The organism is Flavobacterium sp. 245 (assembly GCF_004362055.1).
Classification (GTDB): domain Bacteria; phylum Bacteroidota; class Bacteroidia; order Flavobacteriales; family Flavobacteriaceae; genus Flavobacterium.
On the sequence record NZ_SNXB01000003.1, the window covers coordinates 438985 to 463110 of the forward strand.

23 protein-coding genes are annotated in these 24126 nt (G+C 33.5%); 5 read left to right on the top strand and 18 right to left on the bottom strand.

The genetic code is table 11. The features are described from left to right. Positions 1–98 precede the first annotated feature (98 nt). Positions 99–4166, top strand: coding sequence for a T9SS type B sorting domain-containing protein (locus tag EV145_RS07955; protein WP_133524685.1), 4068 nt, complete (start codon positions 99–101; stop codon positions 4164–4166). Positions 4167–4245: 79 nt separating this feature from the next. Here the strand turns inward: EV145_RS07955 and EV145_RS07960 are convergent, their stop codons facing one another. The 4 genes from EV145_RS07960 to EV145_RS07975 all read right to left on the bottom strand — a co-directional run bounded on the left by EV145_RS07960 (position 4246) and on the right by EV145_RS07975 (position 7946). After that, positions 4246–5610, bottom strand: a complete 1365-nt coding sequence (locus tag EV145_RS07960; RefSeq protein ID WP_133524686.1) for an alpha/beta hydrolase family protein — start codon at positions 5608–5610, stop codon at positions 4246–4248. A 32-nt stretch (positions 5611–5642) separates the two neighbouring features. Next, a complete protein-coding gene (locus EV145_RS07965; protein WP_133524687.1) occupies positions 5643–6311 on the bottom strand; it encodes an SdpI family protein in 669 nt (222 codons plus the stop codon). 3 nt (positions 6312–6314) lie between these two features. Then, on the bottom strand, positions 6315–6569 hold the full coding sequence (locus tag EV145_RS07970; RefSeq protein ID WP_133524688.1) for an autorepressor SdpR family transcription factor: 255 nt from the start codon (positions 6567–6569) through the stop codon (positions 6315–6317). A gap of 99 nt (positions 6570–6668) precedes the next feature. After that, a complete protein-coding gene (locus tag EV145_RS07975) occupies positions 6669–7946 on the bottom strand; it encodes an MFS transporter (protein ID WP_133524689.1) in 1278 nt (425 codons plus the stop codon). A gap of 272 nt (positions 7947–8218) precedes the next feature. On the opposite strand from EV145_RS07975, the gene bshC reads away from it, so the two are divergent. The 3 genes from bshC to EV145_RS07990 all read left to right on the top strand — a co-directional run bounded on the left by bshC (position 8219) and on the right by EV145_RS07990 (position 11924). Continuing rightward, positions 8219–9808, top strand: coding sequence for a bacillithiol biosynthesis cysteine-adding enzyme BshC (bshC, locus tag EV145_RS07980; RefSeq protein WP_133524690.1), 1590 nt, complete (start codon positions 8219–8221; stop codon positions 9806–9808). A gap of 204 nt (positions 9809–10012) precedes the next feature. Continuing rightward, entirely contained in the window at positions 10013–11284 is a 1272-nt protein-coding gene (locus EV145_RS07985; protein WP_133524691.1) for an acyltransferase family protein, read from the top strand. Between the two features lie 220 nt (positions 11285–11504). Beyond that, complete coding sequence (locus tag EV145_RS07990) at positions 11505–11924, top strand: nucleoside-diphosphate kinase (RefSeq protein ID WP_129022955.1); 420 nt, start codon at positions 11505–11507, stop codon at positions 11922–11924. Between the two features lie 120 nt (positions 11925–12044). On the opposite strand, the gene EV145_RS07995 is transcribed toward EV145_RS07990, so the two are convergent. Both EV145_RS07995 and EV145_RS08000 read right to left on the bottom strand, forming a co-directional pair. After that, positions 12045–12341, bottom strand: coding sequence for a DUF721 domain-containing protein (locus tag EV145_RS07995; protein WP_133524692.1), 297 nt, complete (start codon positions 12339–12341; stop codon positions 12045–12047). Beyond that, positions 12322–12762: a hypothetical protein gene (locus EV145_RS08000; RefSeq protein WP_133524693.1), complete on the bottom strand. Its 441-nt coding sequence runs from the start codon at positions 12760–12762 to the stop codon at positions 12322–12324. The genes EV145_RS07995 and EV145_RS08000 overlap by 20 nt, the downstream gene beginning before the upstream one ends. 232 nt (positions 12763–12994) lie before the next feature. Here EV145_RS08000 and EV145_RS08005 point away from each other — a divergent pair, with 232 nt between their 5' ends. Continuing rightward, positions 12995–14059 carry a serine hydrolase domain-containing protein gene (locus tag EV145_RS08005; protein ID WP_133524694.1) on the top strand — a complete coding sequence of 355 codons (1065 nt, stop codon included), beginning with the start codon at positions 12995–12997 and terminating at the stop codon, positions 14057–14059. Between the two features lie 13 nt (positions 14060–14072). On the opposite strand, the gene EV145_RS08010 is transcribed toward EV145_RS08005, so the two are convergent. The 12 genes from EV145_RS08010 to EV145_RS08070 all read right to left on the bottom strand — a co-directional run bounded on the left by EV145_RS08010 (position 14073) and on the right by EV145_RS08070 (position 24073). Beyond that, positions 14073–14681, bottom strand: coding sequence for a Zn-dependent protease (locus EV145_RS08010; protein ID WP_133524695.1), 609 nt, complete (start codon positions 14679–14681; stop codon positions 14073–14075). A 203-nt stretch (positions 14682–14884) separates the two neighbouring features. Beyond that, a complete protein-coding gene (gene ftsY, locus EV145_RS08020) occupies positions 14885–15838 on the bottom strand; it encodes a signal recognition particle-docking protein FtsY (protein ID WP_133524697.1) in 954 nt (317 codons plus the stop codon). Between the two features lie 187 nt (positions 15839–16025). Next, on the bottom strand, positions 16026–16178 hold the full coding sequence (locus EV145_RS08025; protein WP_008468081.1) for a DUF4295 domain-containing protein: 153 nt from the start codon (positions 16176–16178) through the stop codon (positions 16026–16028). Between the two features lie 74 nt (positions 16179–16252). After that, complete coding sequence (gene rpmG, locus EV145_RS08030) at positions 16253–16435, bottom strand: 50S ribosomal protein L33 (protein ID WP_008253902.1); 183 nt, start codon at positions 16433–16435, stop codon at positions 16253–16255. Positions 16436–16462: 27 nt separating this feature from the next. Then, positions 16463–16699, bottom strand: a complete 237-nt coding sequence (gene rpmB / locus EV145_RS08035) for a 50S ribosomal protein L28 (RefSeq protein ID WP_008468080.1) — start codon at positions 16697–16699, stop codon at positions 16463–16465. Positions 16700–16770: 71 nt separating this feature from the next. Continuing rightward, on the bottom strand, positions 16771–18024 hold the full coding sequence (locus EV145_RS08040; protein ID WP_133524698.1) for a CinA family nicotinamide mononucleotide deamidase-related protein: 1254 nt from the start codon (positions 18022–18024) through the stop codon (positions 16771–16773). Positions 18025–18243: 219 nt separating this feature from the next. After that, on the bottom strand, positions 18244–18588 hold the full coding sequence (locus EV145_RS08045; protein ID WP_133524699.1) for an Hpt domain-containing protein: 345 nt from the start codon (positions 18586–18588) through the stop codon (positions 18244–18246). Continuing rightward, a complete protein-coding gene (locus EV145_RS08050) occupies positions 18588–19199 on the bottom strand; it encodes a fumarylacetoacetate hydrolase family protein (RefSeq protein ID WP_133524700.1) in 612 nt (203 codons plus the stop codon). The genes EV145_RS08045 and EV145_RS08050 overlap by 1 nt, the downstream gene beginning before the upstream one ends. 89 nt (positions 19200–19288) lie before the next feature. Beyond that, positions 19289–20059, bottom strand: coding sequence for a 3'-5' exonuclease (locus tag EV145_RS08055; protein ID WP_133524701.1), 771 nt, complete (start codon positions 20057–20059; stop codon positions 19289–19291). 218 nt (positions 20060–20277) lie between these two features. After that, positions 20278–21606 carry a dihydrolipoamide acetyltransferase family protein gene (locus EV145_RS08060; RefSeq protein WP_133524702.1) on the bottom strand — a complete coding sequence of 443 codons (1329 nt, stop codon included), beginning with the start codon at positions 21604–21606 and terminating at the stop codon, positions 20278–20280. Between the two features lie 84 nt (positions 21607–21690). Further along, positions 21691–22854, bottom strand: coding sequence for a glycosyltransferase family 2 protein (locus EV145_RS08065; protein WP_133524703.1), 1164 nt, complete (start codon positions 22852–22854; stop codon positions 21691–21693). 31 nt (positions 22855–22885) lie between these two features. Next, the gene (locus EV145_RS08070; protein ID WP_243739224.1) at positions 22886–24073 is read right to left on the bottom strand and encodes a hypothetical protein; all 1188 of its coding nucleotides are present in this window, start codon (positions 24071–24073) and stop codon (positions 22886–22888) included. Between the last annotated feature and the right edge of the window lie 53 nt (positions 24074–24126).

Consider the following 24126-nt stretch of genomic DNA (forward strand, 5'->3'; position numbering starts at 1 on the left):
GGACTTTTCAGGAAAAGATTTTACGAGTTCCAGTTTTGATTTTTTGGTTTTATCTTGTAGGATAATTAATTACATTTGCGACGACCCAAATCATTACAATGAAACATAAATTACTTTTACTATTTTTTATAGTTGCCATTCAATCATTTTCCCAAAATAAAAATCAATCTTTTGGTTTTAAAGAAAATAAAGGTCAGGTTATTGATCAGAAAGGAAAATCAAATGCTTCTGTTTTATATCTACTGAATTCTAATGGCCTTAATGTTCAATTGAAGAAAAACGGATTCTCTTATGATATTTATGAAGTAAAAAAAACTACAGTAAAAGATCCTAGAAATGAGCGTGAACTTTCTTCACATTTTCGTGACAACAAAAAAGAAGAACAAGAAAATTTTAGTTTAGAATATACCTTTCATCGAATTGACATTGATTTTGTTAACTCAAATTCAAAAGTAGAATTAGTTACAGAACAAAAATCTGCTGATTTTGATAACTATTACAATGTCCCAAATAAGCCGCAGGGAATTACTGGCGTTTACCAATACAAACAAATTACGTACAAGAATATTTACCCAAATATTGATGTCATTTTTTCAATTCCGGCTGATCCGAAAAAAACCGTCGAGTATAATTTTATAATTCATCCGAAAGGAAAAATTTCGGACATTCAATTAAAATTTAATGGCGCTGAAACAAATTTGGTTGATAATAAAATCCAAATGAATGTTCGTTTTGGAAAAATGGAAGAAACACTTCCTGCGAGTTGGATTGAAGATGGAAATAATAAAAAAGAAATTTCTGTTGCTTATAGAAAGATTAAAAAAGATGTTTACGGATTTAGTTCTTCTAATTCTGTAAATGGGAAAACTATTGTGATCGATCCTGTGCCAACGAGGCTTTGGGGGACATATTACGGTGGTTACAATGATGACCATTCTACTTTTGTTTTTACTAAAAATGGATACGTTTATTTAGCAGGAATTACATCCAGCACAAGTAATATAGCTTCAGCAGGAGCATCTCAAAATGAATTAGGTTCGCTTCCAAACTCAAGTTATGATAGTTTCTTTGCTAAATTTAATTCTGATGGTACTCGAGTTTGGGGAACATATTATGGTGGCAGCAACAGTGATGAAATTGAAAAAATTGTTGTTTCAGATAATAATACTATTTTCATTGCTGGTTCTTCCTCAAGTCTAAATAATATATCGACAACTGGAAGTCATCAGGAATTTAAAAGCGCTTATTGGGATGGTTTTTTAGCAAAATTTGACGGTGACGGAGTCCGAGAATGGGCAACTTATTATGGAGGTATTAATAATGACAATGTACGAGCCCTTACTTTAGATACTAATGAAAACATTTATATATCAGGACAAACTTTCAGCACAACTAACATTGCTACAGTTGGTTCTCATCAACCTAATATAGCAGACGCTTCTTCACCAGATTCGTTTATCGCTAAATTTAATACAAATGGAACCAGAATTTGGGGGACTTACTATGGTGGTCGCGACTACGATGAAATTACAGACTCAAAACTAGATTTAGATGGTAACATAATTTTTTTGGGGGCTACACAAAGTATTCAAAATATAGCTACTCCAAGTTCCTTTAAAAGCACCAAAACAACAGCCGATTTAGATGGTTTTCTGGCAAAATTTGATCCTAATGGAAATCGTTTATGGGGAACTTATTTTGGTGGAGAAAGTACCGACTATTTTTCTTACCTCGGTCAAGATTCCTCTGGTAATATTTATTGTTCAGGCTACACATTAAGTACAACTGGAATAAGTTCTTCAGGAGTTTTTCAAGAAAATCGCATTTCTACCGGACTTGATCGGGATGGCATTATATTTAAATTTAACGCAGCTGGTTTTAAGATTTGGGGAACTTATTTTTACCCAGAAACAGCAGGTACTTCAATCTCCACAAGCGGTTCAATCATTTTTACAGGACGCGTTAAAACAGGATTTTCATCAACACTCAATACATATCAGGAATTTCCTTTAAACAACAATTCAGGAACTGACTCCTACCTTGTTAAATTTAATACAAATGGACAAAGAGTCTGGGCAACTTATTTTAGTGGTGAAAATGCTGACAATGCCATTATAACAGCCTTAGATAATAATTATAATATTTACCTAGCTGGATCAACTAATAGTAAAACTTATATTGCTACTTCTGGTACATATCAAACCGATTTATATCCAGACAAAAATACCTATACTCCTAATTCATATGATGCTTTTTTAGTAAAATTTCTCGATTGCGATTTAAGCGCAACCATAGCAAGCAACTCTCCAATATGTTTGGGAAAGACTTTGGAACTTAACGCTTCTGGAGGAACATCATATTCCTGGACGGGTCCAAACGGATTTACTTCAACAGATCAAAATCCAACAATACCGAATGCGACGGCTGTTAACAGTGGTGAATACATTTGCACAATAACAGCAACTGGTGGTTGTGATGATACAAAAAAAATTAATGTTGTTATTGGAGATATTGAAAAACCAATTCCTGCTTTAGCAACTCTTCCAGCAATAACCGGCGATTGTAATACAACTGTAGCAACAATTCCAACAGCCAATGACGCTTGTGCAGGAGTAATCAATGCAACAACCACAAGTCCGTTGTCCTATGCTTTACCTGGAACTTACACAATTGTATGGAATTACAACGATGGGAACGGAAATTCATCTACGCAAAACCAAACTGTCACTATTACAAGTCAGCCGTTACCAACAGCAAATTCTCCACAAACTTTTTGTGTTGAGCAAAATGCAACTTTAAATGAAATTCAAATAACGGGTCAAAACATAAAATGGTACAGTAACTTAACAAACGGATCGCTTGTTTCACCTACAACTCTAGTTCAAGATAAGGCAACCTATTATGCATCACAAACTATAAACGGCTGCGAAAGTAATAGAATTCCAGTTACCGTTAATATCCAAGTCACTTCTGCACCAACAGGAACTGTAACTCAGCAGTTTTGTACTGGTCAAAATCCAACAATTGCAAATATTCAAGTTACTGGAACAGCAATAAAATGGTATGATACTTTAACAAATGGTTCTCTATTACCTGAAACAACAAATCTAGTAAATGGGAAAACGTATTACGCATCACAAACTTTGAACAATTGCGAAGGTCCAAGATTTGGAGTTGCGATTTCAATTGTAAATACACCTTCTGTTCCAACAGCAAATGCGAATCAGGCATTCTGTAAAAATGAAAATGCAACGCTGAGCAATATTCAGATAACAGGACAAAATATAAAATGGTATGATACAGCAATGTCTGCCTCAACTTTGCCAAACACAACGATATTAGAAAACAATAGAACTTATTACGCTTCTCAAACTATTGGCTGTGAAGGTGACAGAATTCTAATTTCAGTCCAGATTTTTGACACACCTTTACCGACTGGAAATAATAGTCAGCTTTTTTGTATTGATGAAAATGCTACACTTTCGAATCTTAACATTATTGGAACAAATTTAAAATGGTATGAGTCGACAACAAGTGGAATTATTTTACCCGTAGCAACTTTATTACAAAGCAGAATTTATTACGCAACGCAAACACTAAACAATTGCGAAAGCCAGAGATTTGCTGTTGCTGTAAAAATTCAAGATACGCAAAACCCAATTATTGATTCACCTCAGACTTTCTGCATACAGCAAAAAGCAAAAATACGTGATATTGATGTTTTTGGGCAAAATTTAAAATGGTTCGAAAGTCCAACTTCAAATATCAGTTTGTCTGAGTCAACTTTGCTTGAAAATGGAATTACTTATTACGTTTCAGAAACAATTAATAATTGCGAAAGCGACAGAATTCCAGTTAACATTCATATACTGGAAGCAACGGATTCTAATTGCATTAATTTGGTTGAAGAAATTCCTTTTCCAAAATTTTTCACTCCAAATGGTGACGGCTATAATGATTATTGGACAATTGATTTCGCTTACTTGGCTCCAAATACCGGAATTAGAATATTTGATCGATATGGGAAATTCATTAAAGAACTAAATAAAAATACTTCCTGGGATGGAAATTATCTTGGCCAAGAACAACCTGCATCAGATTATTGGTTTATTGTTACCCAAACAAACGGCAAAGAATTTAGAGGCCATTTTAGTTTGAAGAGATAAAGTGAATTAAAAAGTTCGCATTGATTTAAATAGAAAATCTAAATCAATGCGAACTTCACTTCATAAATTAAAAATTCATCTATTTCGTCTGCAATACCATCCAACTAGCTATTTCTTCTAAAGCCAAAGGCGAAAAAGTCTGTTCATTTTTTTCATATTCTTCTGGAGAACCTGTTTTACACTCTTGAAATGCATGATTTAAATTAGCAAGTTCTTTTGTTGTTACATTTTTATTTCCTGCTTTTAGCAACGTTTTTTTAATAGCTTCTAAATCAACCGTTGCAGGAACTTGTAAATCTTTAGTGCCGTTAAGTGCTAAAACTGGACATTTTACTTTTGCTAAATTTGCTGCCGGATCCATTCTTAAAAAATAATACATCCAATTATTTGTAATTTGTGCCGTTAATGATTTTGCAAAATTCTCATCATATTTTGATGCAAAATAATCCTTTACATTTTTTTTCAAATTTTCATCATTTGCTGAAGAGGCAATAATAATATCATAGGCGCCTCTAAAAATTTCCTGCGATTTTTGAATTTCACTTTCCGAAACTCCACTTTCTCTTTCAATCGCTTCTTTTTGCAGCAACAGTAATTTATCACCACGAAGTCCTGGTCCTGCCAGCAAAACAATAAAATCAATTGTTTTTGAATTTCCTGCCACTATTGGTGCAATTACACCGCCTTCGCTATGACCAATTAATCCAATTTTATTTTTATTAATTTCCTCTCTGGTTTGCAAATAGTCAACACCTGCCTGAACATCTCTCGCAAAATCAGCAGTTGTCGCTTTTGAAATATCTCCAGTCGATTGAGCAACACCGCGATCATCAAAACGCAATACTGCAAAACCATTTTTCGTCAAAAAATCGGCTAAAACAAGAAATGGCTTGTGTCCCAGAGTTTCTCCATCTCTATTTTGTCCACCACTTCCACTAATCAAAATTACAGCCGGAAAATTGCCTTCTTTTTTAGGAAGAGATAAAGTTCCAGCTAAAACTACTTTATCTGTTTTATTTTCGAATTTTACATCTTCAGTATAATACGGATACGGTTTTTGAGGCTCCTGAGGTCTCGCATACACTTTTTTCTGAATAATTTCCTTAGATAAATTAAGCTCTAAAGATTGTCCGCCCTGCGTAAATTTTCCAACAATAATATTGTCTTTATTCAACGTTCCTTCATAAGAAATTAGGGCCTTTGGCATTTCTAATTTTAAAACAGAATTTTCGAAAGTAGCTTTTTCCATAGGAATTCCTATAGCTTTCTGATCTGGACTATCCATCGTTGCACTGTATCCCGTTTCCGTTTTATTGACATGAAACACAATTCTCAATTGCGTGCCGGGCACCTTCAAAAGTCCATTCCATTGTCCTTGAACTTCTTGCCCGTTCATTATAAATGAAATTAAAGCTGTAATTATAATAAGTATTGTTTTTATCATTTTTATTGAAATAAATAAGGTGATATTAAAAATTAAGAATTATGATTTTCTTGTTTTTTCTCCAACTGTTTAAATTTGATGAAAGAGTACGCAACTGGCAGAAAAGCTAAAGTAAACCCAATGGCAACAAAGGCTTTTGCAAAAATAAATCCCGAAAAGATGATACCTCCAAGGACGATAATTATACCTCCAAAAAACCAAAGCTTCCCAGCAAAAGTGTGCGTAGCTTTCCAAACTTCCTGACTTTCAAGCGTCCAAGGTGTTCTAATTCCGATAAAATAATTGGGCTGAATCACTTTAAAATAATTTCCCATAACTATTAATAAAATTCCAACAAGAACATACATTAAATTTGGATTTGAAGCCGACTGATTTTTAGATACATATAGAAGAAATACGGCCAATAAGGACATAAACGTCACCATAAAAAACTTCAAATTATAAAACTTTTTTCCCATCAAGGAAATCCTTTTTTTCGGATCTAATTTTGCCGCCGCAAACATCACAACATACATTAGAACAGGAAGAATAAAAACCAGTACAACCAAAAAAGACTTACTTCCCCAACTATCAATTTCCCCATTCATGTTCCAGTGAACTGGAACTTTTTCTGGAAGACTGTTCCAAATAAATGCTAAATACGCAAACGGAATCAGAACAATTCCAATTATTGGAAGCTCTTTTTTTAATTCTAAATTCATTTTTTATTTTTTAAAAGTTAGTATCCATTGCAAAACATCTTCCATTATGGTGGTATTTATGGAATAATAGATGTATTGCCCGTTTTTTTCGGATGTAATTAAATCGGCACGTTTTAAAATGTCTAAATGATGCGAAATACTAGGTTTTGAAATATTGAATGCATCAGCAATTTCTCCTGCTGACAAATCCTTTTCTTTCAAAAGCTCTAAAATTTCTCTACGCGTTGCATCATTTAATGCTTTAAAAACATCATTCATTATTTACATATTTAGACAAATATCTAAATACTTTTTTAATTGACAAAAAAAAAGCAGTAATTTTTTACATTACTGCTTTTTGATATTTTTATGAAATAGTTAAAACTTATGTTCTTCCTTACTAATTACTAAGAAAGAAAATAAAGAAATACAAGCTGCTCCGGTCAAATACAAACCAACATAACTTACACTATAAGTGGATGCTAAATAAATTGCAATCATAGGCGCAAAAGCAGCACCCAAAATTCCGGCCAAATTAAAAGTCAATGATGCACCCGAGTAACGAACATTTGTTGGAAATAACTCCGATAAAAAAGTTCCCAGCGGCCCATAAGTAAATCCCATTAAAGCCATTCCGATACAGGCAAAAGTGGCAACTAAAGCAATATTTCCTGTACTTAAAAAATAAGAAAAGAAAAATCCGAAAATGGCAATCGCAATCGTGGCAGTAATTAGCATTTTACGAAGTCCTATTTTATCTGCAACTACAGCCGAAACTGGAATAAAAAGTGCAAAAAACAATACCGAAAATAATTGTATTAATAGTCCGTCTCTTTTCACGATTCCTAAGTCAGAAGTTGCCCAGCTTAGTGTAAATACCGTCATTAAATAAAAAACTAAAAATGTCGTAATAGCGGCAAAAGTTCCAAAAATAAGTTGATTTTTATACGATTTTACAAGTTCTAAAAACGGAATTTTTACTTCTTCCTGCTCTTTTTTAGAATTTTCAAAAGATGGCGTTTCATTAATTTTTGTTCGAATATAAAACCCAACTACTACCAAAAGTGAACTGGCAATAAATGGAATTCTCCAGCCATAATCCATAAAATCTTCATTGCTCATGGAATCGGTCAGGAGTAAAAAAGTACCGCCAGAAAGCAGCAAACCTATTGGAGCACCTAATTGCGGAAACATTCCGTACCAAGCTCGTTTATTTGGAGGTGCATTTTCGATTGCCAATAAAACAGCTCCTCCCCACTCGCCCCCTAAACCAACTCCTTGCCCAAATCGGCACAACATTAGTAACAAAGGAGCGGCAACACCAATACTGGCATAACTTGGTAAAAATCCAATTGCAACCGTAGAAATCCCCATAGTCAACAAAGCAGCAACTAGAGTAAATTTACGTCCAATTTTATCTCCATAGTGTCCAAAAAAAGCGGAACCTAAAGGACGAGATAAAAAAGCGATCGAAAAAGTCGCTAAGGATTCCAGAGTCGCCATAGTCGAATCGGCGCCTGGAAAAAATAATTGAGGAAAAACCAATACTGCGGCATTGGCGTAAATATAAAAATCAAAAAATTCAATTGTAGTGCCTATAAGGCTGCCTAAGAGAACGTGTTTTAATGAGTTCTTTTTATCGGGGTTAGTTTTCATGTAAAAATAGATATAACTTTTTTTTTGATTACAAAAATATAGTTTCATTACTAATAATTTACATTTAACTAAAATAGTTTCAAAACAACAATTACTATTTAACAAATTTCATACGTTTTATATTTTGCAAACGATAATTTTTATTAAAATTAAAAACTTGATTTTAGGAACTTTATGGCGTTACCAAAAAACAAATCATAAGCAATCGTTAAAAACGTTTTTAACTGTATATTTTCATTAAATTTACAGCTATCAAAAATAAATCTAAAATTATGCCTACCGACTGTATCAGCTATCAAACCTCAGGATATTTCTCTGCCTTGATACAAGATTATTTAGATCAAAAACCAGCGCTGCAATCTTTATATAATAATTTTCCAACATTGGAGAATTTCGAAAAACAAATCCAGGAAAAACAATCAAATTTTGATAACAGCAACCGAATTCCATTGGTTGAAACGCTAAAAAAACAATATCAAAACATCGAGATTTCGGATTTAACCAAACAAAATATCGAGCTTTTAGCATTAGAAAATACTTTCACTGTTACAACCGGCCATCAATTAAATTTGTTTAGCGGCCCCCTGTATTTTTTGTACAAAATCATTTCGACAATTAATCTGAGCAAAGAATTAAAGTCAAAATATCCTTCGAATAATTTTGTTCCCATTTACTGGATGGCGACTGAAGATCATGATTTTGAAGAAATCAATTATTTTAATTTTAAAGGGAAAAAATTCAGATGGAATAAAGAAAGTACTGGTCCGGTTGGCCGACTTTCGACAGAAGGTTTAGCAGAATTTTTCGAAATTTATTCGTTAGAATTAGGTTCGAATACAAACGCAAATACTTTAAAAAAGTTTTTTGTCGATGCTTATTTAAAGCATGATAATTTAGCCGATGCAACACGTTTTCTGGCTAATAGTTTATTTGCAAATTACGGCTTAGTCATTTTAGATGCTGACGATGCTAATTTAAAACAAGCTTTTATTCCGTTTGTTAAAGAAGAATTAGAAAAACAAACCTCTTATAATACGGTTCAAAAAACAATTGAATTATTAAAAGAATATACGGTTCAAGTAAATCCGCGCGAAATCAACTTGTTTTACATTGAAGATAATTTACGCGAAAGGATCATTTTTGAAAACGACAAATACTTCGTTAACAATACCAAAATAACATTTTCTAAGGAAGAAATTTTTCAGGTTTTAGAAAATAATCCCGAGAAATTCAGTCCGAATGTAATTATGCGTCCGTTATATCAGGAAATTATTCTTCCCAATTTATGCTACATTGGCGGGGGCGGAGAAATCGCTTATTGGCTAGAATTGAAATCTTTTTTTGATGCTGTAAATATTACTTTCCCAATACTTTTAGTTCGTAATTCGGTCCTTCTTTCAACTGAAAAACAAGCTAAAAAAGCAGATAATTTAGGTTTGAATTGGAAAGATTTATTCACAAAACAAGAAAATTTAGTAAATGCTATAACGCATAAAATTTCTGCTTTTCCAATTGATTTAACACCACAAAAAGAGTTGCTGAAAACACAATTTGAATATCTTTACCATCTAGCCGAACAAACTGACAAATCTTTTTCTGGTGCTGTCAAAGCTCAGGAAGTAAAACAGACAAAAGGTTTAGAAAATTTAGAAAAACGATTATTAAAAGCGCAAAAAAGAAAATTAAGTGATCAAATACAGCGCGTAACTGACTTACAATGCGAACTGTTCCCAAACAACAGTCTGCAGGAAAGACAAAGCAATTTTTCTGAATTTTATCTGGAAAAAGGCGAACAATTGATACCGCTTTTAATCCAGAAACTAAAACCCCTAGAAATGAACTTTAACATTATAACAATCTAAAAGTCTGCCACGAATTGCACGAATTATCACGAATTATTTCTTATTGCAAAGAATATAAATTAGTGGAAATTCGCGCAATTCGTGGCTAAAAAATAAAGTAATAATTATTGAGAGCCAAATAACCACCTATCTTCTCAAAGTTATTATTCTTCAAACCAAATAGCGATTTTTAAAAATATTAACTAACCAATTTACCCTAAACCAATGGTAAAAGAACGCTTAATTTCGCTAGATGTCTTTCGTGGACTAACTATTTTATTAATGACAATTGTAAACAATCCCGGAGACTGGGGCCATGTTTATCCGCCATTATTACACGCCGAATGGAACGGCTGCACGCTAACCGATTTAGTCTTTCCTTTTTTTGTATTTATTATGGGAGTTGCGATACCGCTTGCAATGCCAGATAAATTTTATGACGACACTACTTTCAACAAAATATTGATTCGTTCTTTAAGAATGTTCTGCCTTGGAATCTTCTTTAATTTTTTCGGAAAAATTCAGTTATTTGGCCTTGAAGGAATTCCACTTTTAATTGGGCGTTTAGCTATTACGATTGGCGTTGGCTACGCATTAATGGGAAGTTTCAGTTCAAAAATCAAAAACATATTAGCTTTTTCAATTCTGTTTATTTACCTATTTCTAGCTTACAGCGGTATCGAAGCGTATCAAGATGTAAGGCTTCCGGGAGTTTTACAAAGAATTGCAATCGTTTATTTTGTTGCATCACTTTTATATCTAAAAACATCTCAAAAAACGCAAATCATTACTGGAGTTGTTTTATTATTAGGATATTGGGCAGTAATGACCCTAATTCCCGTTCCTGGAATTGGGGAGGCAAATCTCGAAAAAGGAACAAATCTAGCTGCATGGCTTGATAGTGTTTTATTAAAAGGCCATATGTATCGCGGTACTGTAACTTGGGATCCCGAAGGAATTTTAAGCACAATTCCATCAATAGTAAACGGAATTATAGGATTGCTAATTGGTAAAGTTTTACAGCTTAACACAACCAAAATTCAAAAAGCCCAAAAAATGGGTCTCGCGGGAACTGCACTTATTTTTTTCGGTTTAATATGGGATATAGTTTTCCCTATAAACAAATCAATCTGGACAAGCAGTTATGTCTTATACACGACCGGATTAGCGACAGTATTCCTGACTATTTTATATTATATAATTGACATAGCAGATTATAAAAAAGGTTTCAAATTATTTTTAATCTGGGGGGTCAACCCAATGATTGTTTTCTTTACATCACAGATTATTCCGCAGGCTTTAGTCATGATTGAATTTCAAAATCCGCATAAACCTGAAGAAAAAATCAATTTATTAAATTACTTATACAGCTTTTGGATTGCGCCATTTTTCAGTAATCCTATGACTGCTTCATTGGCCGGCGCACTGGTTTATGTATGCATCTGGACTTTTATTTTATGGATATTCTACAGAAATAAATTAATATTCAAAGTATAAATTTTTTACCATATATGTAGAGACGTACCGCAAGTGCGTCTTTTTTTTTATTCCAAAATCATCTTTACATTAGATGCACTGCTGTGTATCTCTACAAATATGGTTTAAAAAAAGTTTTTCTTGGTCAAAACATCATTCTGCAGTGTTTTAATTATGAATTTATTAAAATCAATTCATAAAAAAAGTCTACTTTTGCACAAAATTTAAAAAGCACAATAAAATGGCAACAAATAGAACTTTTACAATGATTAAACCAGATGCTGTTGCAAACGGACACATCGGGAATATCTTAGCAATGATTACTAATGGAGGTTTCAAAATCGTTTCATTAAAATTAACTCAATTAACTGTAGCTGATGCTCAAGCATTTTATGCAGTTCACGCAGAAAGACCTTTCTACGGAGAATTAGTTGAATTCATGTCACGCGGACCTATTGTTGCTGCAATTTTAGAAAAAGAAAACGCAGTAGAAGATTTCAGAACTTTAATTGGAGCTACAAATCCAGCTGAAGCTGCTGAAGGAACTATTCGTAAAGCATACGCAACTTCTATCGGAGAAAATGCAGTTCACGGTTCTGACAGCGACGAAAACGCTGCAATCGAAGGTGCATTCCACTTTGCTGGAAGAGAGCAATTCTAATATTTAGTTTTCAGTATTCAGCTTTTAGTTGGCAGTAAACTTTACATATAATAAAAAATCCCGACTCATTTTGAATCGGGATTTTTTTTATCTGAACACTAAAAACCTGGATACTGACCACTATCTTAAGACAACCTCCCTCACAACATCACGTCCTAATTCTTCATTAATCATCTTAATGATTTTAGATTTTCCGTGACTTAATTCTTCTCTTAAAACAGCCGAACCTAATTCAACATAAAGCGTACTGCCTTTCAAAACAACATTTCTTGTGTATGTTTTTACTCCATTTCCCATTAAATTTGCCCACGCATCTTTTACATCAATCTGATCCATTCCAGGCTGCAACTTATTAACCTGAATAATCTGCTGTAAAACAGCCCCAATTGTACTTTCGCTATTTAGTCTTTTTGCCATCGTTCAAAATATTAATTGGTTCCGCTTTTTTATAATGATATTCTTTATTCTGGTCATTTTTCACCACAAATTCCTTATCTGAAATCGAAATCAATTCTTCGCTCCATTTAGCATAATTCGTTTTATAATCTAAAAACGTCCCTTTGTCTGTAAATCTAACTGTTACATTTTCAAAAGTATTTGTCGTCAAAAAAGTTCCGTCAAGTTGTGCCATTACTTTAGTTCTCGTTCCTTTAGTGCCAGTAATTTTAAAAAAATCAAAGTTTTCGTTCATTCCGTATGCCTTCTCTTCACCTTTATCAAAAACCACTTTTTCAATTTCCCAATATCCATTCAATTTTGCAATATCTGCAGGTTTTATTTCCTGTTTGCAGCTTATCATCAAAAGTGATAAAACCAAAACCATAAAAGTATTTTTCATAATAATTTATAATATTAATAAGGAGCTATTTCCTGCTGTCCGCTGTATCTTTTATGGTGAACCCCACCATAAAAGGATGCCGCTCCCATCAGGGCTAGGGCTCCCGTTTTCAAAAGAAAATTTAGTGAATTACAAAGGTAACTTTATATCATATAAAAGAAATAAAAATTTACAAAACCCATTAAACTATTTTGCATATTTTTGGTCAAACCCCAAACCAACACCAAAAAACATGACCAAAATATTTTGTATCTCTCTGACAATCTTACTCTTTACAGCCTGCAGTAAAGAAACTGCAGAACTAGATTCTGCCCCAGCCGAAAGTATGTATTTTCCGCCTTTAACCGGGACAAATTGGGAAACAAAATCCATATCAGATCTAAAATGGAATCAAAATGCTGTACAACCACTTTTAGACTATTTGCAGTTAAAAAATTCTAAATCTTTTATCATTTTAGTAAACGGAAGAATAGTTCTTGAAAATTATTTCAACAATCACACCGCATCCGCAAATTGGTACTGGGCCAGCGCCGGAAAAACATTAACATCGACTGTAACCGGAATTGCACAGCAAGAAGGCTTATTAAACATTAATGATAAAGTGTCGCATTACCTTGGCACAGGATGGACAAGTGAAACACTTGCAAAAGAAAATTTAATTACCTGCAAACATCTATTAACCATGACATCTGGCCTTGATGACAGTACAGACGATGTAGATCCAGCCAGTTTAATTTACAAAGCCGATGCAGGAACACGCTGGGCATACCATAATGTTTATGTCAAACTTCAAGATGTCGTAAAAAAAGCAAGCGGGCAAAACTGGGAAACCTATTTCAACAGTCGATTAAGAGATAAAATTGGAATGAATGGCACTTGGGTTCAAATTGATGCAAATAGTGTTTACACGAGCACAACGAGAAGCATGGCGCGTTTTGGGCTTTTAATGCTTAATAAAGGTAAATGGGAAAACAATACCATTTTAAATGAAGCTTATTTTAACGAAGCAACCGCAACCTCACAGAATATCAATTTAGGCTATGGCTATTTATGGTGGCTAAACGGAAAAACTTCTTATCACCTTCCACAATCACAACTCACTTTTCAAGGAAGTGTAATTCCGACTGCCCCAAGTGATATGTTTATGGCTTTAGGAAAAAACGATCAAAAAATCTATGTGATTCCGAGTAAAAAAATGGTTGTAATCAGAATGGGAGAAGCTGCCGACAGCGCAAATCTAGCATTATCTGATTTTGACAAAACCCTTTGGGAAAAAATTAATGCTTTGTATCAATAAAAAAGAGAGTAATTTAGATTAATTGCCATCCTTTATTTTTCAAAAAGCTTTTGCAATCTTTGCAGAAGCTTTTTTCTTGATCCAATGGATTTCCGCCTTCTGCATCACGCATCAAACAGGTTTTTATCTTGCAATGTGGCAAACCTGCTGTATGACCTAATTCGTGCAACACGAGTTTATAAAACTGCTGATTTTTATTCGTGACAGATAATCTGAAATCTGAAACTACACAGGCCTTTCCAGGTTTATAACCTAAACCCATTACACCCCAATCTTTTATCTCGTTTTTAGTTGTGCTTATATCAGAATTTGATAATCCAACAATTACAGAATCTTTGCCAATATTATTTTTAAGACTTTTAATAATACTATCAGCACGATATCTATTTCTTGGTTTATAATATGAATTTTCAGGAAAAGGAATATTTGGCCTTAAAACTACTTTCGGATTTATAGTCTTAATTGCTGCAAAGACTTTCTGAGACTGTTCTATTTTAAAACTGCCTAAAGGTTGCATCACAATTACCTTCTGAATTGCTTGTTGACTTGTATCAACGCTCCCATTTTTCCTCTGTGTACATGAAAGCACAATAAAAAGAAAAGCAAGAAAACAGTATTTCATATCAAAATCCTTATAAATTATTGCTTAGTGCGCAATCTTTTAAGAACTCCCATAAAGAAGAAACCTACACCAAGAACTAATAAAATATAGTAAAAAGAAAGACTGTTGTCTCGCAGCATATTTGCCAAAACAAAGCAAATAACACTTGCAAAATAAAAAACTACAGCCGATATATTTTTTAAAGAAGAAAAACTCATTATATATTATTTAAAGAAACTGTCAACGAATTCATATTTATTAAACACCTGTAAATCTTCAATTCCTTCGCCGACACCAATATATTTTACAGGAATTTTAAATTGATCCGAAATACCAATTACAACGCCACCTTTTGCAGTTCCGTCCAATTTAGTTACCGCTAAAGAAGTTACTTCAGTCGCCGCAGTAAACTGTTTAGCCTGCTCAAAAGCATTTTGTCCAGTTGAACCATCCAAAACTAAAAGAACATCATGAGGCGCATCATCAATAACTTTCTGCATCACACGTTTTACTTTTGTCAGCTCGTTCATTAAGTTGATCTTATTATGCAAACGTCCAGCAGTATCAATAATAACAACATCAGCATTTTGAGCCACGGCAGATTGCAATGTATCAAACGCTACAGAAGCAGGATCACTCCCCATATTTTGTCTTACAATTGGTACATCAACTCGATCTGCCCAAACCTGCAATTGATCTATTGCAGCCGCGCGGAAAGTATCTGCAGCACCTAGAACTACTTTATGACCAGCCTTCTTAAATTGATATGCTAATTTCCCAATAGTTGTAGTTTTTCCAACACCATTAACCCCCACAACCATTAAAACGTAAGGTTTTTTATCTTTTGGAATTTCAAATTCTGTTGCTTCACCAGTATTGGTTTCAGACAATAAAGCTCCTATTTCATCTCTAAGAATCTGATTCAATTCGTCAGTTCCCAAATATTTATCTTCAGAAACACGTTTTTCGATTCTCTCGATAATTTTCAAAGTTGTATTCACACCAACATCAGAAGCTACAAGAACTTCTTCCAGATTATCTAAAACATCATCATCAACTTTAGATTTTCCAGCAACGGCTTTACTTAGCTTTGAGAAAAAAGTAGTTTTTGTTTTTTCAAGACCTTTGTCTAAAGTCTCTTTTTTTTCGGTAGAGAATAATTTTTTAAAAAAACTCATTTTTTTGTAGATTATTTGATTATTAGATTTCTTGATTTTCAGATCAGAAATCTAAATCTTTAAGGAAAGTGCAATTGTTCTCCAAAAAAGAGCCAATTGTTACGATTCTTTAAATTTTTAGACAAATATAGGTAATAAAAAAGCTACTTCCGAATGAAAGTAGCTTTTCTATATAATGTAATTGTAATTATTTCTTTTTCAAGAATTCATCAACTTCTTCAGGAGCCATAATAGATTCTACGAATGTATATGCACCAGTTTTAGGAGATTTTACCATTTTGATGGCTTTTGATAATCTCTTAGAAGATGTTTGTAACGATGCTACGGTTTTCTTTGCCATGATTCAAATGTTATTTTAAGCTTTTATAAAACTCGAATGGCCAAACCATTGAGATTTACAAAAATCTCTAATTATTACTTAATTTCTTTGTGAACAGTTACTCTTTTCAAGATTGGATTAAATTTTTTAATCTCTAATCTGTCTGGAGTATTTTTTTTGTTCTTAGTTGTAATATATCTAGAAGTTCCTGGAACACCAGAAGTCTTGTGCTCAGTACATTCTAAAATTACTTGGATTCTATTACCTTTCTTTGCCATCTTGCTATATATTTATTTAGGAAAAGATTATTTGATAAATCCTTCTGACTGTGCTTTTTTCAAAACAGCAGTGATTCCATTTTTATTAATTGTTTTTATCGTAGATGCTGCTACTCTAAGAGTAATCCATCTATCTTCTTCTGGAAGATAAAAACGCTTTTTAACTAAGTTTACAGAAAACTTTCTCTTAGTTTTGTTCATAGCGTGAGAAACGTTATTTCCTACCATCGCTCTTTTACCTGTAAGGTCACAAACTCTTGACATTATACTTATCTTTTATCGTTATTCAAAATCAGGGTGCAAAGAAAAGAAAAATAAACCATTGTAGCAAAAAATTATTGCACAATTTTTAAAATTTCTTTCTGTAATATTTCCAAACTCTTAATTGTAGCTCTATCTATCACTTTTTCACGTGGTTGGCCAAAGTTAAATTCTTCTACAATTATATCATCCGGTGTCGCCAAAGCTATAAAAACAGCACCAATTTCAGCATCTGACTCTCCTTTTGAGGGTCCGGCGTTCCCGGTTGTCGCAATCGCGTAGTCGGTTTTTAGCATCTCTTTCACGCTCAAAGCCATAGCCGACGCAACTTGCGCACTTACAACCGAATATTGATCTATCAAATCTTGCGAAATGCCCAAAACATTGACCTTAGCTTCTGTTGCGTACGAAACCACACTTCCGCTAAAATATTTTGAAGATCCCGGCACAGAAGACAAAAGCGAAGCAATTCTTCCTCCGGTACAGCTTTCTGCAGTTGAAATCGTTTTATTTTGCTTAGATAGCAACTTGCCAATTACGGTTTCAATTGTTTCATTTTCTTCGTAACCAACTATTATATCATGAATTATCGCATCTAAAGACTGCACACTATCTTCAATTGCTTTTTCTAATTGTTCTTTATCAGTTCCTCTTGCGGTTAAACGCAAACGCACTCTTCCTGGGTTTGGCAAATAAGCCAATTTGATAAAATCAGGCAAATTATTTTCCCATTCTTCAATACGCTCCGCCACTAAACTTTCTCCCTGACCGTATGTCAAAATAGTTTTATGAATGATATACGGGCGTTTGTATTCGCGAACTATTTTCGGAATTATCTCTTCTTCTACCAAATATTTCATTTCGTAAGGAACACCCGGCAAAGAAACAAAAACGGTATTTTCTTTCTTCATCCACATTCCAGGTGCGGTTCCAACTTGATTATGAAGCACTGTACAAGTTGACGGAACTAATGCTTGATCTTTATTTAACTGCGAAATTGGTCTTTTATAAAAACCTTCTATAAGCTGTGTAACATGCGCCAGAACTTCTGGATTCACCACTAGTTCATCATCAAAATATTCGCAGAACGTTTTTTTGGTAACATCATCTTTTGTAGGACCTAAACCACCGGTCACAATAACAATATCTACTTTATTCTGAAGTTGAGCAAAAGTATCTAAAATGTGTTTTTTATCATCGCTTATCGAAATCATTTCTGTCACTTCAACTCCAATTCGGTCTAATGATTTTGCTATAAAACCAGAGTTTGTATCAATAATCTGGCCTATTAAAATTTCGTCTCCAATAGTTATAATGGTTGCTTTCATTCAAATGTATTTTTTGTACTTAAGTAATTGTAAGCCATTAGCAGAAAGTAGGTTGTTGTGTTCCGATATGCGTGAGGGGTAGAAACGGCATCCTTTTGTGACAAATATTAAGTGCTCGTTAAATGATTTTTTTCTGGAACAAAAGATATAGTGGATAACCCGACCCTATTTTTGCCCTGACTTTTTAAAGGGCAAAAATAGGGTCACGCCATAATAATTTTACAGATCAAAATCTTTTTTGATCTCTTTTATCGCTTCTTTTACTTGTATTTTAATACTTTTAAAAGTTTCGATAATATCTTTTTTCTTACCTTCCGCCTTAGTCCATGCTTCAACTTGCAGAATCTCCTCAAAAGCCACATTCAAGCCCATCAAGTCTAATGTAGGCTTTATTTTGTGCGCATACGAATAAGCATACTTATGATCCTTTTTTTTAATTCCTTCTTTGATTTGTTTTAAATCCTCAGGAACTTCAGTAACAAATAATTTAAGAATTTCGTTTACAAATTCTGGATCATTATCTGAAAGTGCATATACTTTCGAAAGGTTGTACTTTAAAGCCATTATTTTACTTGTATTCTGAATAATTTTTTATCTTCTAAAAAGCCTTCTAAAACATCATTTGGTTTTACAGAAGCCACACCTTCAGGAGTTCCTGTAAAAATAATATCCCCAATTTTTAGTGTAAAAAACTGCGAAACATAAGATACTAGCTCATCAATTTTCCACAACATCAAACCTGTATTTCCTTTTTGAACCGTTTTAGAATTATTAGTTAACTCAAAAGTAAGATTTTCCATAGAAACGAAATCACTTTTTGGCAAAAAATCTCCAATGACCGCCGAGCCGTCAAATGCTTTTGCTTTTTCCCAAGGCAATCCTTTTGCTTTTAATTTATCTTGTAAATCTCTGGCTGTAAAATCGATACCTACACTAATTTCATCATAATACTTATGCGCAAATTTAGGTTCGATATACTTCCCTACTTTATTAATTTTAACAATTATCTCTATTTCGTGATGAATTTCCTCAGAAAATTCTGGAATTACAAAGGGATGTTGTTTCAACAAAACTGCCGAATCCGGTTTCATAAAAACTACAGGCTCCGCAGGGCGCTCATTTTTTAATTCCGCGATATGATTGGTATAATTTCTACCGATACAGATAATTTTCATTCTTTTTTTAAGTTGCTGAGATACTGAGATTCTAAGACACTAAGAATCTAAAAAAACTTAGAACCTCAGAATCTTAGGATCTTAGAACCTTATTTTGTATTTAATTTTCTTAATTTAATTCCAGTTAAAACTTTCTTGGTATACAAAGGAAAATCAGCGTTCTGAATCCAGCTGAAATAGCCAGGTTCTGTTTCTAAAATTTTCTCCACTTTTGCGCCTTTATGTTTCCCGAAAGTAAATATTTCTTCGTCATCTTTATCAAAAGCAATCATTCCGGCAAAATCGGCGATTTTTTTACGAGTTGTAAATTCGGACAATGCTTTCATATCGTTTTCCAAATCAGGATAACGATCTAACTGCGCTTTCAAAATTTCGTAAGTCGCCATTGTATCCGCTTCTGCTGAGTGTGCATTTTCAAGACTTTTCCCGCAATAGAATTTTAATGCCGCACTTAAAGTACGTTCTTCCATTTTATGAAAAATCGTCTGAACATCTACAGAAACTTTGTTTTTCATATCAAAATCAACTCCAGCACGAAGCAATTCTTCAGCCAATAATGGAATATCAAAACGATCTGAGTTGAAACCACCCAAATCACTATCTTTTATCATATTATAAACAAGCGGAGCCAATTCAGCAAAAGTTGGTTCGTTGGCCACTTTTTCATCGGTTATTCCGTGAACAGCTGTTGTTTGGGGAGGAATTGGAATAGTTGGATTTACTAGCCAAGTTTTACTTTCTTTATTTCCGTTTGGAAAAACTTTAAAAATTGAAATTTCTACGATCCGATCTTTACCAATGTCAATTCCAGTTGTTTCAAGATCAAAAAAGCAAATTGGTTTGTTTAGTTTTAATTCCATTTTAATTTTTATAAGATTACAAATGTAATTTTAAAAGCCGAATTTTCCATCCCTATTTTTATTTTTTTGCCCAAAAAAAGGCTATTTTATAGATTTTAACTTTCTAAAACAACAAGAATCAATCCTACATAAAATATATTTTTCAATTTTTATGGCTAATAAAAAACCCGGAAAACATTTATTTTCCGGGTCTTGAATTTATTTTATTTATGAACTGACTAGAAATCTCTATCTACATCAAAAGCTTCTAAGTATTCTGCTACTCTTTTTACAAAACTTCCGCCTAATGCACCATCCACAACTCTATGATCGTAAGAATGTGATAAGAACATTTTTTGACGAATTCCGATAAAATCACCTTCTGGCGTTTCAATAACAGCCGGCACTTTGCGAATTGCACCAAGTGCTAAAATCCCAACCTGTGGCTGATTGATAATTGGCGTTCCGAAAACACTTCCAAAAGTTCCCACATTTGTAACCGTGTACGTGCCGCCTTGTGTATCGTCTGGTTTAAGTTTTCCAGCTTTAGCACGATTTCCTAAATCGTTTACCGCTTTTGCCATTCCAACTAAATTTAACTGATCTGCATTTTTAATTACAGGAACAATTAAATTTCCGTTTGGCAACGCTGCCGCCATTCCTAAATTTATATTTTTCTTTTTAATGATATAATCGCCATCAACAGAAATATTCATTCCTGGAAAATCTTTCAGAGCTTTTGCAACTGCTTCCATCATAATTGGCGTAAAAGTCAGCTTCTCGCCTTCTCTTTTTTCAAAAGCCGTTTTAACTTTATCTCTCCATTTTACAATATTTGTCACATCAACTTCAATAAACGACTGAACGTGTGCCGAAGTCTGAACAGATGCTACCATGTAACCTGAAATCAATTTACGCATTCTGTCCATTTCAATAATTTCGTCACCTCCATTTACTGAAACCGGAACTGCTTGTTGACTTTTTTGAACCACTGGCTCAACCACTTTTGCAGGTTCAGCAACCTTTACAGGCGCTGATGCAGGAATTGCCGCAACCACACCCGATTTGCGATCTTCAATATATTTTAAAATATCTTCTTTTGTAACACGACCATCTTTTCCTGAACCTTGAATACTATCAAGCTCAGCAACAGAAACACCTTCTTCTTTTGCAATATTTTTAACTAGCGGAGAAAAGAATTTATCTGATGAAGCAAAATCCTGCGGAGCACTTACCGTTTCTTTTACCGCTTCAATTGTTTTTTCAATTTCCACCGCAGCTGCAGGAGCTGCTGTTTCCTCAGCTTTTTTAGGAGCCGGAGCATCACCTTCTGTTTCAATAATCGCAATAGTTTGTCCTACTTGAACTAAATCATCTTTACCAAATAATTGTTCAATTAAAACACCTGATACCTCACTTGGCACTTCACTGTCAACTTTATCAGTCGCAATTTCCAGCACAGCTTCATCAGCTTCAATTCTGTCTCCAACTTCTTTCAACCAGTTTGTAATAGTTGCTTCAGCGACACTTTCTCCCATTTTAGGAAGTTTTAATTCAAATCTTGCCATATTGTTAACCTCAAGGGTGATTTTGATTTTCAGATTGCGAAATTACCGAATTTTTTAAATATAAATTACATTTAATATAATTTTTTACTCAATTTTTACAATTTGCCCCCTGTCATTTCGCGAATTGCTTCCAATAATAAAATTTGTGTTTTTGGGGAAAATCTTAAAAGTAACGTTCTTATCTTTAAGAGTTTCTATGATTTTGATACATTTTTTGAATGAAACGTACTGATTATCCAAAATAATCTCAACCTTTTTTCCCTTAAAAACGTGGCACGAATTTACCATTTTTTCTTTTTTGAAATCTAAAAACTGTACTTTATTTTTTAGAATTGCAGGTAATTTTTCAGACAAAATACTATTTAAGGAATAAAAAATATACTTTTCTGGCAAAAGTTTTCGTTTTGGTTTTCCTTGAAACATTTTAAGAAAAGCGAAAAACCAAATCCCAATTTGAATAAAAGCGCTAAAAAAGAAGGATTTCTGAAAATGCTTTTGATAAAAAAAATTCATTGCTTCTTGAAAACGCTTCATGTATTTTTCGTCTTTAACGGTGCTTTCTCCTTTATAATGCAAAACTGTCGTTTCATGAAAATAATAATTTGGCTTTTGTTTTTGCAGCGCGCGATACGACAAATCAATATCATCAGCATACATAAAACAATTTTCATCAAATCCTTTTAAATCTGTATAAAGTTCACGCTCCATGAACATAAATGCACCAACTAAAATCTCAACTTTTCCGGTTTGATTTTGGTCTAAATGCTGTGCGTAATATTGGTTGAAAAATTTCCATTTTGGAAAGATTTTATACAACCCTAAAACTTTCGTAAAGGCAACCCAAGGCGTTGGAATACCGCGTTTGCTTTCGGGCAAAAAATTTCCAGTTCCGTCAATTAGTTTACACCCAATTATCCCCAAGTCTTTTTTTTCTTCGGCGAAAGCCAAAATTTTAGTAAAAGTATCTTCTGCAACAACCGTATCAGGATTTAAAATACAAATATATTTTCCTTTTGCTTCTTTAACGGCAATGTTATTCCCTTTCGGAAATCCGAAATTTTCTTCATTTTGAATAAATTTTATCGAAGGAAATCGTTCCATCATCATCAAGCAGGAATCATCTGCTGAATTATTATCAACAACGATAATTTCACCATCAAGCATAGTAATGGCTTCCTGAACACTTAAAACGCACTGTTCCAGAAAGTATCTTACATTATAATTAAGAATTATTACCGATAATTGCATGAAAATTTGAAACTGCTGATTTTTGGGGAAGTTAGAAATTTTCTGTTAAACCCAGTCGCAAAGACCAGTCGTTTTTACTTATTCCGTAATCCAAGGCTAAATTACTATTGTTTTTTTTGTTCCATTTAATTCGAACTCCCGTCCCGACAGCGGGATGCCATTTATCAAATTGATACGTATCAAGTTTTGAAACTGATGAAATATTAGCAAAAAACACAGCACCAAAAAAGCCATTTCTGGTTATATCCGTTCTATATTCCGTTTCAAAATAAATCAATGCGTTGCTGCGGTATCTGTTTTTTGTAAAGCCACGTCCCGTTTTTCCGTCACGATCCCAGCCAATACTCGGCAAATCAAGATAATGCGGTTTTCCACCAAAAGTAGACCAATAAAAAGCCCTCGAAGCCCAAACACGATGTTTAGTTTTACTGAAGGAATGGTATTTTCGGGCATCAAAATATAAAGACTGCCATTTGTCACCGTTCACGCCACTTGTATTTATTCGTAAATCGGCTTCAATATACATTCCCTCTTCCGGATTCACGATGTTTTTTCTGGAATCATACAAACCTTGAAAAGCAAATCCAAACGAGGTTTCATCTGAAAAATCCCCATTCATGTATTTAACGTAATCCGTCTCTTCATCGATATTAGAATCTTCAGAAATATTAGTGTAATTGTCATACAGAAAACCAATTCCCAACCTATAATTCCCAACAACTTTGCGCGTAATAAATTGATAAAAACGCCATTGCTGATAATCTAAAGTCGACATTTCTTCTTTTGAGTTGTTATCCCCCAGTCCATAAGTCAGCTGCGGGTAAATCATATAACGATAGTCACCAATGAAATTCCATTTATTCTCTTTTGTATAAATATACGATTGAATAGGAAACACATATTGATTGCTGAAACTAAAATAAGGAGAAAAAGAAACCTGTGACATATTTGTGGTTTCATAATCTTCACCTAAATAAAATGTAGTTAGGAAAGAAACAACCAACCCATTTGAATTGTTTGCCCCAACAGGAACTGGCAATAATGAAAAAGCCAGCTTTCGGTCCTTTCGTTCAGATATTGAATCACTTTTTTTTGTAAATATTTTATGAATAACATCTAAAATATCTTGGCTTTCCACAGCAGTACTATCATTTTGCGAATAACAAAATGGTGAAATAAAAATTACAAACAAGATAAATTTTACTTTTAAACTATTCATTAAAAAGACTTTAAGAATGCATTCTTACAAATTTAGAATTTTATTAAGACAAT